General features: G+C 63.0%; 8 protein-coding genes. 4 read left to right on the top strand and 4 right to left on the bottom strand.

Annotated elements, in window-relative coordinates:
• The first annotated feature begins 210 nt into the window (after positions 1-210).
• Both M0D64_RS23975 and M0D64_RS23970 read left to right on the top strand, forming a co-directional pair.
• Positions 211-951, top strand: coding sequence for a response regulator (locus M0D64_RS23975; RefSeq protein WP_115781190.1), 741 nt, complete (start codon positions 211-213; stop codon positions 949-951).
• Positions 948-2219 carry an ATP-binding protein gene (locus tag M0D64_RS23970; protein ID WP_154560954.1) on the top strand — a complete coding sequence of 424 codons (1272 nt, stop codon included), beginning with the start codon at positions 948-950 and terminating at the stop codon, positions 2217-2219. Before M0D64_RS23975 ends, M0D64_RS23970 begins: the two co-directional genes overlap by 4 nt.
• Positions 2220-2424: 205 nt before the next feature.
• Here M0D64_RS23970 and M0D64_RS23965 read toward each other — a convergent pair whose 3' ends face one another.
• Positions 2425-3351 (bottom strand): tyrosine-protein phosphatase, encoded by a 927-nt coding sequence (locus M0D64_RS23965; protein WP_266259515.1) that lies wholly within the window; start codon positions 3349-3351, stop codon positions 2425-2427.
• Between the two features lie 243 nt (positions 3352-3594).
• Here M0D64_RS23965 and M0D64_RS23960 point away from each other — a divergent pair, with 243 nt between their 5' ends.
• Both M0D64_RS23960 and M0D64_RS23955 read left to right on the top strand, forming a co-directional pair.
• The gene (locus tag M0D64_RS23960; RefSeq protein ID WP_266239761.1) at positions 3595-4854 is read left to right on the top strand and encodes an MFS transporter; all 1260 of its coding nucleotides are present in this window, start codon (positions 3595-3597) and stop codon (positions 4852-4854) included.
• 18 nt (positions 4855-4872) lie between these two features.
• Entirely contained in the window at positions 4873-6138 is a 1266-nt protein-coding gene (locus M0D64_RS23955; protein WP_266259514.1) for a D-amino acid dehydrogenase, read from the top strand.
• 123 nt (positions 6139-6261) lie between these two features.
• Here the strand turns inward: M0D64_RS23955 and M0D64_RS23950 are convergent, their stop codons facing one another.
• The 3 genes from M0D64_RS23950 to M0D64_RS23940 all read right to left on the bottom strand — a co-directional run bounded on the left by M0D64_RS23950 (position 6262) and on the right by M0D64_RS23940 (position 13566).
• The gene (locus M0D64_RS23950; RefSeq protein WP_266259513.1) at positions 6262-7731 is read right to left on the bottom strand and encodes a glutamate synthase subunit beta; all 1470 of its coding nucleotides are present in this window, start codon (positions 7729-7731) and stop codon (positions 6262-6264) included.
• Between the two features lie 125 nt (positions 7732-7856).
• Positions 7857-12560 carry a glutamate synthase-related protein gene (locus M0D64_RS23945; RefSeq protein WP_266259512.1) on the bottom strand — a complete coding sequence of 1568 codons (4704 nt, stop codon included), beginning with the start codon at positions 12558-12560 and terminating at the stop codon, positions 7857-7859.
• 298 nt (positions 12561-12858) lie between these two features.
• The gene (locus tag M0D64_RS23940) at positions 12859-13566 is read right to left on the bottom strand and encodes a transposase (RefSeq protein WP_054036587.1); all 708 of its coding nucleotides are present in this window, start codon (positions 13564-13566) and stop codon (positions 12859-12861) included.
• Positions 13567-13568 lie beyond the last annotated feature (2 nt).

Genomic DNA, 13568 nt, shown 5'->3' with positions numbered 1-13568 from the left:
CGGTGCAAAATGACTTCCACGCCGCGCGGCGCATGGGCAAATGGGCCAACGCATTACAGATGCGTTGCCAGATGTGGCGGCCGTGAAATATGCCGTGAGCCTTTGTCGGCGGGCCTCACGCCCGGACCGGCGGGCACGGCGCGAGTTTGGGTAAGCATTGGTAAGAAAACAGTCGGTCGCGCGCCGCGCGTGCCAGTCTAGAATTTCGCCATGAATCCACAGGTCCTTATCGTCGACGACGACCCGGTTGTGCGCGATCTGCTTTGCAAGTTTCTGCAGACGAACGGCTTCGACGCGTCAGTGCTGCACGACGGCACCCATTTGCAACGCCGGCTCGAACGTGAACGGCCGTCGGTCGTCGTGCTCGACATCATGATGCCGAACACCGACGGCTTACGTGCGCTCACTGCGCTGCGTGCCGCCGGCGACGACATTCCGGTGATCTTCGTGACGGCGCGCGGTACGGTGGCCGACCGCATCGTCGGGCTTTCGCTCGGTGCGGACGACTACCTGACCAAGCCGTTCGACCCACGCGAACTGCTTGCGCGCATCCATACGGTGCTGCGCCGCCGCGGGCCGTCCACCACGAGCGCGCCGGAAGCCCGCAAGCCGTATCGCTTCGGGCCGTTCGAACTCGACTTCGCCACCCGCTCGCTGTCACGCGACGACTCGAAGCTGCCGCTGCGCGACAGCGAGTTCGCCCTGCTAAAGATTTTCGTCAACAATCCGTACAAGGTGCTGTCGCGCGTGCTGATCCACGATCTCGTGCATCGCGACAATCTCGCCTTCCGCGATCGAAGTCTCGACGTGCCGATCTGGCGCCTGCGCCGCGTGATCGAAGACGACCCGTCCAATCCCTGCTATGTGCAGACGGTGCGCGGCAAAGGCTACGTATTCGTGCCCGACGCCGACGGCACGCCGTTCGCCGACGAGGCTGCCTCAAGCGCATGAGAAACCCGCTGAACACGCTGTTCGGCAGAATGGCGTTACTGTCGGCAGCGGTGTTGTTCGCGATTCAGGCCGGGTGGTTCGTGCTGGTGGTGATGCAGCCGCCGCGCCACGAAATCGACGGCTTCGCGCGCGGCATTCTGCTCGTGCTGCAGGCCATCAACGGCGAGCCGATGAAGGGCGCCGCGCTCGCGCCCGCCATGCGCGTGCACCTCGTGCCCACCTGGAACATGCCGTCGAGCGTCCATCTGCGCACGCCGGATCAGCGTCCACTGGTCGAACTGAGCCGGCACTTGCGCGAGAACCTGCCGCCCGGCACGCAAATCGCCGTCGACGACCTGCGCCCGCCGCAGCTATGGGTGCTGTTCCCCGGCAAATCGAACTGGGTTGTCGTGCCGGTGGACGTGCCGCCGCGCCCGCGCTTCGTGGTCGAATCCATCTCGATGCTGCTGGCCGCGCTGATTCTGTCGCTGTTCGCGGTCTGGCAGATGCAACGGCCGCTGTCGCGCGTGGCCGATGCCGCCCGCGCGTTCGGTTCAGGCGGCCGGCCGGAACCCGTGACCGTGCAGGGCCCGCGCGAACTGCGCGATCTGATCGGCTCCTTCAACGACATGATGCGGCGCCTGAACGAAGCCGGAGACGACCAGGCGGTGATGCTGGCCGGCGTCGCGCACGATCTGAAAGCGCCGCTCACGCGGCTCAAGTTGCGTGCGAGCGTACTGGTCGCGGAAAACGAGCGCGCCGGCCTGATCCGCGACGTCGACTCGCTGACCAACATCGTCCAGCAGTTTCTGGAGTTTGCGGGCCAGTCCGCCGACGCAGGGCCGCCGGTCGAAGTCGACGAATTCCTGCAGGAACAGTTTTCCGCCAGCGACAGCACCGAGACGCCGCTCTTCACGCTCGATCTGCGCGCCGGTTCGTCGTTCACGCTGCCGCGCACCTTGCTCGACCGGCTGGTCACGAACCTTGTCGACAACGCGCTCGAGCACGGCTCACCGCCGGTGGATATCGCCACGGCGCGCGATGAACGGCATTGGGTAATCAGCGTGCGCGACCACGGCCCAGGCATTCCCGACGACCGCATCGCCGCGGCGATGAAACCGTTCGTACGGCTCGACGCGGCACGCGGCGGCGAAGGTCATTGCGGCCTGGGTCTCGCGATTGTCGCGCGGCTCGCGCACGATCGCGGCGGACGCTGCCATGTGCGCAATCACGCGCAAGGCGGGCTGGAAGTACGGATCGAATTGCCGGTTGGAACGGCACATGCGTAAGGATGATCGAGAAGGGTGAAGCGGCGTTGAGCACGGGCGCTTACACGCCCTTACTGGATGGGCTTTTGTGATGGTTGCGGCCTTATAGTCGCCCCCGGCAACCTCGATGCCGCCCTTCTCTGTCCGCCCGCTTATTTGGGGCGGACTTTTTTTCGTCTATACCTGCCGGCGTAGTCCGCGCAACACTAGGCGCAGCGAGCGCGAGTCAGACGACGAGGCGGTCGTGCAACGTGTCGATCGTCGCTTGAGACAGGCCCAGGCCTTGTGTCAGATAGCTCGCCATCGTGCCGTAGCTCGCCTGCACCTGATCGAACCCCGCCTGCAGATAATTGTCCTGGACAGTGAACAAGGGCGACTCGATCGTGGCGACCGCGTCGCCGTCCTGCGCGCGTACCGTCGCGGTCTGCGCCGCAATCGACTGAGCCAGATAGACGTTGCTCAGCAGATAGTCCTGCATGATGACGTCGAGCGGCACGTTGGCAATGCTGAGCAGGAGAGCCGCGACCCAGCCGGCGCGATCTTTACCCGCATTGGAATGAAACAGTTGCGCGCCCGCGCCATTGGCGAGTCGCGTGAGGAGCTCGCCGTAGCCGACGCGCTGGGCGGCGCCGGTGACATAGGCGCGCGCCTGGGCTTCCATGAACGCGACGGCGGCGCCTGCCGTGTCGAACGTTGGGGCGACGAAGTCGCTGACACCCAGCACGTCGAGCGCTTGCGATGTCGCACCGGCGGGCAGGATATCCGCGGTACGCGCGGTTTCGCCGGGCGTGCGCAGATCGTAGACGGAAGCGATGCCCAGTTTGTCGAGCGCGGCCGTGTCGGCGGCGCTAACGGTCAGCGCGTTCGCGCGATAAAAGGCGCCGCGGCGCATCTGCTTGCCGTCAACCGTGGGATAGCCGGCGGCCGCGCCTGCCACATCGCGGAAGTTACTCACCGAGGTGAGGCGTGGCGTTTCCGGCTGATCGGCGTCCAGATTTCCGCCCCCGCAAGCCGACAGCAGTGAACTGCTCATGCCGGAGAGCAGCAACACGCTTGCCGACGATTTCAGGAATGTGCGGCGCGACTGATAAGCCCGCAAAGGCGTGCTCGCGGAGTGGCGGGATGGCGAGCAGGTTTTTGCGGTTGCGTGCATTAAGGGTGACGAGCGCGGGCGTGAGGAGGACTTTCGCAGCTCGAGTGCTGCCGGCGCAGTTTAACGGCGGAAAATAATTTTTGGGTTACATGGTAGTAGTTCGTAAGGAACCGGAATGGAGTTTCTTATGCCGCCGCCATTTTTGACCACAACTGGCCGCACAACACCCCATCCCCTTAGAATACAAAAAACCCACGATCAAGCCGCCGGAAGGCAAAAACCGCCTGGAGACTACAAAAAAACATGCCCTCTCTCCAATGGTTCACCGAACTGACCCAGCGCGAACGCCGCACCCTCTACGCTGGCTTCGGCGGCTACGCAGTCGACGCGTTCGACTTCATGATCTATTCATTCCTTATCCCGACGCTGATCGCGACGTGGGGCATGACCAAAAGCGAAGCCGGCATGATCGCGACCAGTTCGCTGATTTCGTCGGCGATCGGCGGCTGGCTCGCCGGCATTCTGGCCGACCGTTACGGACGCGTCCGTGTCCTCCAGTGGACCATCGCCACCTTCGCGATTTTCACCTGCCTGTCAGGTTTCACCCATTCGTTCTGGCAACTTCTCACCACCCGAACGCTGCAAGGCATCGGCTTCGGCGGCGAATGGTCGGTCGTGACGATCATGATGGCCGAAACCATCCGTTCACCTCAGCATCGCGCGAAAGCCGTCGGCACCGTGCAGAGCAGTTGGTCGTTCGGTTGGGCCGCGGCGGCCATCATCTATTGGGCGTTCTTCGCGCTGCTGCCGGAACAGGTCGCCTGGCGCGCCTGCTTCTGGATCGGCCTGCTGCCCGCGCTGTGGATCTTCTACATTCGCCGCAATGTCAGCGATCCAGAAATCTTTCTCGAAACGCGCCGCGCTCGCGAAAGCGGCTTCGATACCTCGCATTTCCTGCAGATCTTCTCCTTCCCGCACCTCAAAACCACCCTGCTAGGCAGCGTGCTGTGCACCGGCATGCTCGGCGGCTATTACGCGATCACCACCTGGCTGCCGACCTATCTGAAGACCGTGCGGCATCTGTCGGTCTTCAACACCAGCGGCTATCTGATCGTGCTGATCGTCGGCTCGTTCACCGGCTATATGGTCGGAGCGGTTCTGTGCGACAAGATCGGCCGGCGCGCGTCGTTCGTCCTGTTCGCAATCGGCTCGTTCGTGCTCGGCATGGTCTACACGATGCTGCCGATCACCGACGGCATGATGCTCGCGCTCGGCTTTCCGCTCGGCATCGTCGTGCAGGGGATTTTCGCGGGCGTCGGCGCATATTTGTCGGAACTCTATCCGAATGCGATCCGCGGCTCGGGACAAGGCTTCTGCTACAACCTGGGCCGCGGTCTCGGCTCGTTCTTTCCGATCCTGGTGGGTACACTGTCGCAAACCATGACGCTTGTTAAGGCGATGGGAATCGTCGCCGGTTCGGGCTATCTGCTGGTGATCGTCGCCGCGGTGTGTCTGCCGGAGACCAAGGGTAAAGTGCTTGGTGCGACCAGCCCCATCGCCTGAAAATCGCTGTACACAACCATGAAAACGATTGTTCTGGGCGGCGGCGTCATTGGTGTCGCCACCGCGTTTTATCTGCGCCAGCAAGGCTGCGACGTCACCGTGATCGAGCGCGAGCCGGACGTCGCGCTCTCCACCAGCTTCGGCAACGCCGGCGTGATCGCGCCAGGCTATGTGACGCCGTGGGCCGCGCCCGGCATGCCGGCAAAGATTCTCAAGTATCTGTTCGAGCCGGCCTCACCGCTGATTTTCCGCCCCACCATGGATCCGGCTCAATGGCGTTGGATCGCGCGCTGGCTGCGTGAATGCGACCTCGAACGTTTTCGCGTCAACAAGCAGCGCATGCAACGCATCGCTTATTACAGCCGCGAGTGCCTGCACGAATTCCGTGGCCGACATCCGTTCGACTATGGCCGCAGCCAGGGCTATCTGCAATTGTTCCGCAGCGAGTACGACGTCGAACTCGCGCAACCGGCGTTGACGGTCCTGCGCGATGCGGGCATCGCGCACCGCGAGGTCAGCGCGGCGCAGTGCGTCGAGATCGAGCCGGGTTTGCGCTGGGCGCGTCAAACACCGCTCTCGGGTCTCTACCTCCCCGACGACGAAGCCGGCGATTGCGCCCGCTTCACCCGCGAATTGCGCGCGATCTGTGAGCGCAACGGCGTGCGCTTTTGCTTCGATACACGGGTGAGCTCGCTCGATGTGCGAGGCGGTACGGTTCGCGCGGTGCATGTCAACAGCGAACGCGGCAGCGAGACGTTGCAAGCGGATGCGGTAGTGGTGGCGCTGGGCGTCGACAGTGCAGCGCTGCTCGCGCCGCTCGGAGTGAAGGTGCCGCTCTACCCGGTCAAAGGCTACTCGGCGACGCTGCCGGTCACCGACGATGAAAAGGCCCCGCATGCCGCACTGATGGACGAGTCGCTGAAGACGGCGATCACGCGCTTCGGCAACAACCTGCGCGTGGCCGGCACCGCGGAGCTCGGCAATCGCCAGACGACCTTGCGCGAGCAGGCCTTGCAGACGCTGATGAAAGTGCTCAGGGACTGGTTTCCGCATGCGGCCAATCCGACCTCTGCGCATTTCTGGGTGGGCCGCCGGCCGATGACGCCCGATGGCGCGCCGCTACTCGGCCCGTCCGGTGTGGAGAATCTGTGGCTGAATCTCGGGCACGGCTCGACGGGCTGGGCAATGTCGATGGGCTCGGGCCGGGTGGTCGCGGATTTGATTACGCAGCGCACGCCGGAGATCGATCTGGAAGGGCTGACGTTGGCGCGCTATCGGAAGTAGCAATTAAAAAGCCGGGTCACCCTCTCAGGTGCCCGGCTTTGTTTTTACGGCTTTGTCGTCTCCACCTCTTCCTGCAAGCAGTGGCCGGTTTCCGCGTTGAAGAGCGAAAACCAGCTGGAGACGTTAGCGCGGCAGTTCCGAATGACCCATCAGGAACGCATCGACCGAGCGTGCGCACTGACGGCCTTCGCGAATCGCCCACACTACGAGCGACTGGCCACGACGCATATCGCCCGCGGTGAAGACCTTGTCCACTGACGTGTAATACGCCTTGTCGCCTTCAGTCGACGCGCGCACGTTGCCACGGTTGTCCTTGTCGACGCCGAACGCTTCGAGCACCGGCGACACCGGTTGCGTGAAGCCCATGGCCAGCAGCACCAGATCGGCCTTCATTTCGAATTCCGAGTTCGGCACTTCCTGCATCTTGCCGTCCTTCCATTCGACGCGCGCCGCGATCAGCTTCTCGACCTTGCCGTTCTTGCCTTCGAGGCGCTTGGTAGCAACCGCCCAATCGCGCGAGCAGCCCTCGTCATGCGACGACGACGTGCGCAGCTTGATCGGCCAGTACGGCCACACGAGCTGCTTGTTTTCTTCTTCCGGCGGTTGCGGCAGCAGTTCGAATTGCGTGACGCTCTTCGCGCCATGACGGTTCGACGTACCGACGCAGTCCGAACCCGTATCGCCGCCGCCGATCACGACCACATGCTTGCCCTTGGCGAGCAACTGGTTCGCGACCTTGTCGCCGGCATTGACCTTGTTCTGCTGCGGCAGGAATTCCATCGCGTAATGGATGCCTTCCAGCTCGCGGCCCGGCACCGGCAGATCGCGCGGCGTTTCCGAACCGCCGGCGATCACGACCGCGTCGAACTGTTCTTTCAGCTCGGCCGGCGTGATGGTTTCCTTCGCGGTGTTGCCGATGTGTTCCGGCAGCGAATCCGCACGGCCGACGAACACGTTGGCGCAGAACGTCACGCCTTCGGCTTCCATCTGACGCATGCGGCGGTCGATCAGCCACTTCTCCAGCTTGAAGTCAGGAATGCCGTAACGCAGCAAGCCGCCGATCCGGTCGTTCTTTTCGAACACAGTGACATCGTGCCCCGCGCGCGCGAGTTGCTGCGCGACGGCCAAACCGGCGGGGCCTGATCCAACCACGGCGACCTTCTTGCCCGTCTTGTGCTTCGGCGGCAGCGGCGCGACCCAACCTTCGGCCCACGCTTTGTCGATGATCGCGTGTTCGATCGACTTGATGCCCACCGGGTCGTCGTTGATGCCGAGCGTACATGCCGCTTCGCACGGCGCCGGGCAGATGCGGCCCGTGAACTCGGGGAAGTTGTTCGTCGAGTGCAGCACTTCGATCGCGTTCTTCCAGTCCTGATGGAACACCAGGTCGTTGAAGTCCGGGATGATGTTGTTCACCGGGCAGCCGTTGTTGCAGAACGGAATGCCGCAGTCCATGCAACGTGCGCCTTGAATCTTGGCTTCGTCGTCGGTCAGTGCCGCGACGAATTCCTTGTAGTGCTTCACACGCGTGAGCGGAGCTTCGTACGCCTCGTGGCGGCGCTCATACTCGAGAAAACCGGTTGCCTTGCCCATGTGGTTCTCTTCTCTATCTGTATCAGGTGAGGTGATCTACACCCGCCGCGTCGAACAATCGAATCGTCGAGCGCGGCGGGTACGGCTAAGTGTGACGTCTGCGGGTCGAGCCGCGGGCGGGTCAGTTAAGCGGCGAGGACTTCCTTGTTCGCCTTCTTCGCTGCCATTTCGCCCAGTGCGCGCTTGTATTCGGTCGGGAACACCTTCACGAACTGACGGCGCGACGCATCCCAGTTTTCCAGCAACGCTTTCGCACGCGGCGAACCCGTGAACTGGAAGTGACGTTCGATGAGACCCTTGAGCAGGGCTTCGTCGGTTGCGCCGCTGTGCCACAAGCCCTTGTCGACCGTGCGTTCCTGTTCAGCCTGTTGCAGAACCGGATCGAGCGCCACCATCGACTTGTTGCACTTGCCCGCGAACGTGCTGTCCGGGTCGTACACGTAAGCGATACCGCCCGACATACCGGCCGCGAAGTTACGGCCCGTTTCGCCGAGCACGATCACAGTGCCGCCCGTCATGTATTCGCAACCGTGGTCGCCCGTGCCTTCGACGACCGCAGTCGCACCGGAGTTACGCACGCAGAAACGCTCGCCGGCGACGCCGCGGAAGAACGCTTCGCCTTCGATCGCGCCGTACATCACCGTGTTGCCACAGATGATGTTTTCTTCGGACTTGCCGCGGAAATCGTTAGTCGGACGGATGATGATGCGGCCGCCCGAAAGGCCCTTACCGACGTAGTCGTTACCGTCGCCGACCAGATCCAGCGTCACGCCTCTCGCGAGGAACGCGCCGAAACTCTGGCCTGCGGTGCCCTTCAACTGGATGTGAATCGTGTCGTCAGGCAAGCCGTCGTGGCCGTACTTCTTCGCGATCGTGCCGGACAGCATCGCGCCGACCGTTCGGTTCACGTTGCGCACCGGCTGGATGAACGAGACGTGCTCGCCCTTCTCGATGGCGGCCTTGGCCTTCTCGATCAGCACGTGATCCAGTGCGCGGTCGAGACCGTGGTCCTGCACGTCGACGTGCTTGCGTGCCACGTCTGCCGACACCTGCGGCTGATAGAACACGCGCGAGAAGTCGAGACCCTTCGCCTTCCAGTGTTCGACGCCCTTCTTCATATCGAGCAGCTCGGCGTGACCGATCAGGTCCTCGAACTTGCGGATGCCCAGTTGCGCCATGATTTCGCGCGCTTCTTCCGCAACGAAGAAGAAGAAGTTGACGACGTGTTCCGGCTGGCCCTGGAACTTCGCACGCAGCACCGGATCTTGCGTCGCGACGCCGACCGGGCAGGTGTTCAGGTGGCACTTGCGCATCATGATGCAGCCTTCGACGACGAGCGGCGCCGTCGCGAAACCGAATTCGTCCGCGCCGAGCAGCGCGCCGATCACGACGTCGCGGCCGGTCTTCATCTGACCGTCGGCCTGCACGCGGATACGGCCGCGCAGCTGGTTCAGCACCAGCGTCTGCTGCGTTTCCGCCAGACCCAGTTCCCACGGTGTACCGGCATGCTTCACCGACGACAGCGGCGATGCACCCGTACCGCCGTCATGGCCGGCGATCACGACGTGATCGGCCTTCGCCTTGGCGACACCGGCGGCAACCGTACCGACGCCCGACTCCGACACCAGCTTTACCGACACGCTGGCCGCCGAGTTGGCGTTCTTCAGGTCGTGAATCAGTTGCGCCAGATCTTCGATCGAGTAGATGTCGTGGTGCGGCGGCGGCGAAATCAGGCCGACGCCCGGCACCGAGTAACGCAGCTTGCCGATGTATTCCGACACCTTGTGGCCCGGCAACTGACCGCCTTCGCCCGGCTTCGCGCCTTGCGCCATCTTGATCTGGATCTGATCGGCCGACGCGAGGTATTCCGCCGTCACGCCGAAACGGCCCGACGCCACCTGCTTGATCTTCGAGCGCAGCGAATCGCCGTCCTTCAGCGGAATGTCGACGATCACTTCATCGCCGATCACGGACTTCATGGTGTCGCCGTTCTTGATCGGAATGCCGCGCAGTTCGTTGCGATAACGGTTCACGTCCTCGCCGCCTTCGCCGGTGTTCGACTTACCGCCGATGCGGTTCATCGCGACAGCCAGCGTGGCGTGGGCTTCGGTCGAGATCGAGCCCAGCGACATGGCGCCGGTGGCGAAACGCTTGACGATGTCCTTCGCCGATTCCACTTCGTCGAGCGGGATCGCCTTGGTCGGATCGAACTTGAATTCGAACAGACCGCGGAACGTCATGTGACGCTTGGTCTGATCGTTGATCAGATGCGCGTATTCCTTGTATGTCTGGTACGAGTTGCTGCGCGCCGAGTGTTGGAGCTTGGCGATCGCATCCGGCGTCCACATGTGTTCTTCGCCGCGCACGCGATAGGCGTACTCGCCACCCGCGTCGAGCATGTTCGCGAGCACCGGGTTGTCGCCGAACGCGTCGCGATGCAGACGGATCGCTTCTTCCGCGACGTCGAAGAGGCCAATGCCGCCGACCTTCGACGAGGTGCCGTTGAAGTACTTCGACACAAGGCCTTCAGCCAGACCCACAGCTTCGAAAATCTGCGCGCCGGTGTACGACATGTAGGTCGAAATGCCCATCTTCGACATGACCTTCTGCAGGCCCTTGCCGACCGCCTTCGTGAAGTTGTAGACCGCCTTTTCCGCCGACAGGTCACCCTTCAGGCCGGCCGCGAGCTGGCTGAGCGTTTCCATCGCGAGGTACGGGTGCACGGCTTCCGCGCCGTAGCCCGCGAGCAACGCGAAGTGGTGCGTCTCACGCGCCGAGCCGGTTTCCACGACGAGACCCGCGCTCGTGCGCAGACCGTGCTGGACGAGGTGCGTGTGGATCGCGGCTGTAGCCAGCAGCGCCGGAATCGCGACGTTGTCGCGGTCGGTCTTGCGGTCCGACACGATCAGCATGTTGTAGCCGGACTTGACCGCATCGACAGCTTCCGCGCACAGCGAAGCCAGACGCGCTTCGATACCTTCCTTGCCCCAGGCCACCGGATAGCAGATGTTCAGTTCGTACGAGCTGAACTTGCCGCCCGTGTACTGATCGATCGCGCGGATCTTGGCGATGTCCTTGAAGTCGAGCACCGGCTGCGACACTTCGAGACGCATCGGCGGGTTGATGTTGTTCGTGTCCAGCAGGTTCGGCTTCGGACCGACGAACGACACCAGCGACATCACCATGTTTTCACGGATCGGGTCGATCGGCGGGTTCGTGACTTGCGCGAACAACTGCTTGAAGTAGTGATAGAGCGTCTTGTTCTTGTTGGACATGACAGCCAGCGGCGAGTCGTTGCCCATCGAACCGACGGCTTCTTCACCGGCTTGCGCCATCGGCGCCATCAAGAACTTGAGGTCTTCCTGCGTGTAGCCGAACGCCTGCTGGCGATCCAGCAAAGCAGCGGCTTCGCGGCGTTCCGTGACGACGTCTTCGGCCTTCGGCTCGATTTCGTCGAGCTTGATGCGCACGGCGTCGATCCAGCTCTTGTACGGCTTGGCGTTGGCGAGGTTGTCCTTCAGTTCCTTGTCGTCAATGATGCGGCCGTGTTCCATGTCGATCAGGAACATCTTGCCCGGCTGCAGACGCCACTTCTTGACGATCTTCGATTCAGGAATCGGCAGCGTGCCGGCTTCCGACGCCATGATGACCAAGTCGTCGTCGGTAACGATGTAGCGCGCCGGACGCAGGCCGTTACGGTCGAGCGTGGCGCCGATCTGACGGCCGTCGGTGAAGGCGATCGCGGCGGGGCCGTCCCACGGCTCCATCATCGCGGCGTGGTATTCGTAGAACGCGCGGCGGTTGTCGTCCATCAGCGTGTGCTGTTCCCACGCTTCCGGGATCATCATCATCACGGCGTGGACGAGCGGGTAGCCGGCCATCACCAGCAGTTCGAGACAGTTGTCGAACGATGCTGTGTCGGATTGGCCCGGGTAGATCAGCGGCCACAGCTTGGGCAGATCGTCGCCGAGCACGTGCGACGCGATCGCGCCGGTACGGGCGTTCAGCCAGTTGACGTTGCCCTTCACCGTGTTGATTTCGCCGTTGTGGGCGATCATGCGGTACGGGTGAGCCAGTTCCCACGCCGGGAACGTGTTGGTCGAGAAGCGTTGGTGCACGAGCGCCAGCGCCGACACCGTGCGCTCGTCTTGCAGGTCGCGGTAGTACACGCCAACCTGGCCCGCCAGCAGCAGACCCTTATAGACGACCGTGCGCGCCGAGCACGACGGCACGAAGTATTCCTTGCCGTGCTTGAGCTTGAGCGCCTGGATGCGGTGGCTCGCGGTCTTGCGGATCACGTACAGCTTCCGCTCGAGCGCATCGGTCACCATGATGTCCTTGCCGCGGCCGATGAAGATCTGGCGGATCAGCGGCTCGCTCGCCTTGACGGTGGGCGAAATCGGCATGGTGTGGTCGACCGGCACGTCGCGCCAGCCCAGCACGACCTGGCCTTCGGCCTTCACCGTGCGTTCCAGCTCCTGTTCGCAGGCGAGACGCGATGCATGTTCCTTCGGCAGGAAGACCATGCCCACGCCGTACTCGCCGTTCGGCGGCAGCACGACGCCCTGCTTGGCCATTTCCTCACGATAGAAACCGTCCGGAATCTGGATCAGGATGCCCGCGCCGTCGCCCATCAGCGGATCGGCGCCGACGGCGCCCCGGTGGTCGAGGTTCTCGAGAATCTTCAGGCCCTGCTCGATGATCTCGTGGCTTTTCTTGCCCTTGATGTGAGCGACGAAGCCGACGCCGCAGGCGTCATGTTCGTTTTGCGGGTCGTACAGACCTTGCGCGGCGGGAACCGGGTGAGTCGGTTGCTGGTGGTCGTTCATGGGGACACCGTCTGTGAGGGGCCGGACAGGCCGTTAAAACCGTTTTTCTATTGCCGCAGTGCGCACCGCAACCGCGTCGGCGACTCAGTACGCTTGAATGCTACGCGTGCCAAAAAGTACCGGAATTCGGAATATACGCGACGAATCAACGGAATAGCAAATAAAACGTGATGTTCGAACCCCAATTATCAAGTTGGTGCATTGCGACTATTTTTTATTGGTGCCATATCAAAAAGGTGCAGAAGAAAACGGCATGCGAAGATGCCGTTTCGGGTGCAGCCCTTTGATATGGAACGCTTTATTGCGTCTGCGGCGTTTCGCGGACCTTGCGCGGCCGCCCGCGCGGCAGCGGCGAAACGCGCCGGTTGGCGGCCCGCGCCGCCCATTCACGGTAGGTATCGCTGCCCAGAACCCAGCCTTTCAGAGTGGCCTGCTGAAGCTGACTGGCTTCGCGTTCGTCGAGCGGTTGCTCGCACAACTCCCGGTAGGCGCGCTGTCGTTCGAACGGCGTATTGCCGAGCGACCAGTACAACGGATGGTCGGTAATCAGGCTGTCGAGCGTGAGGCCGATGTGATGGCGGTAGCTCGACCAGCGGTAGTCCTCGGGCGCGCTCACAAGCCCGGCGCGCACCGGCGACATCTCGACAACGCGGCTCGCCAGCAGGAAATACCGCTCCCCTTCGATTACCGTGGCACGGTAGCGGCCCTCCCACAGTGTGCCGCGACGCGCATAACGCCGGTTGAAGTGCGCAACGTAGCGGCGCCCCACCGCCTGCATTGCCTTCGGCAGGCTCGACTCCTCAGTGGGCGTGACGAGCAGTTGGACTGAGCCCGGCATCAACGCATACGCGTGGATGGACAAGTGATGGTCGCGTGAAGCCGCTTTTAAGCAGTCGATGAAAAGCTCGTAGTCCTGGTCGTCGACAAATGCGGGCTGCTGATCGAGTCCACGGAGGATGACGTGCTGCGGCTGGTCAGGGACATAGAGACGTGCAAGCCGTGCCATGC

Source organism: Paraburkholderia sp. WS6 (assembly GCF_030464835.1).
GTDB classification, from domain to species: domain Bacteria; phylum Pseudomonadota; class Gammaproteobacteria; order Burkholderiales; family Burkholderiaceae; genus Paraburkholderia; species Paraburkholderia madseniana.
Note: the sequence above shows the minus strand (reverse complement) of the source record. Positions and strands in the feature narration are given on the sequence as shown.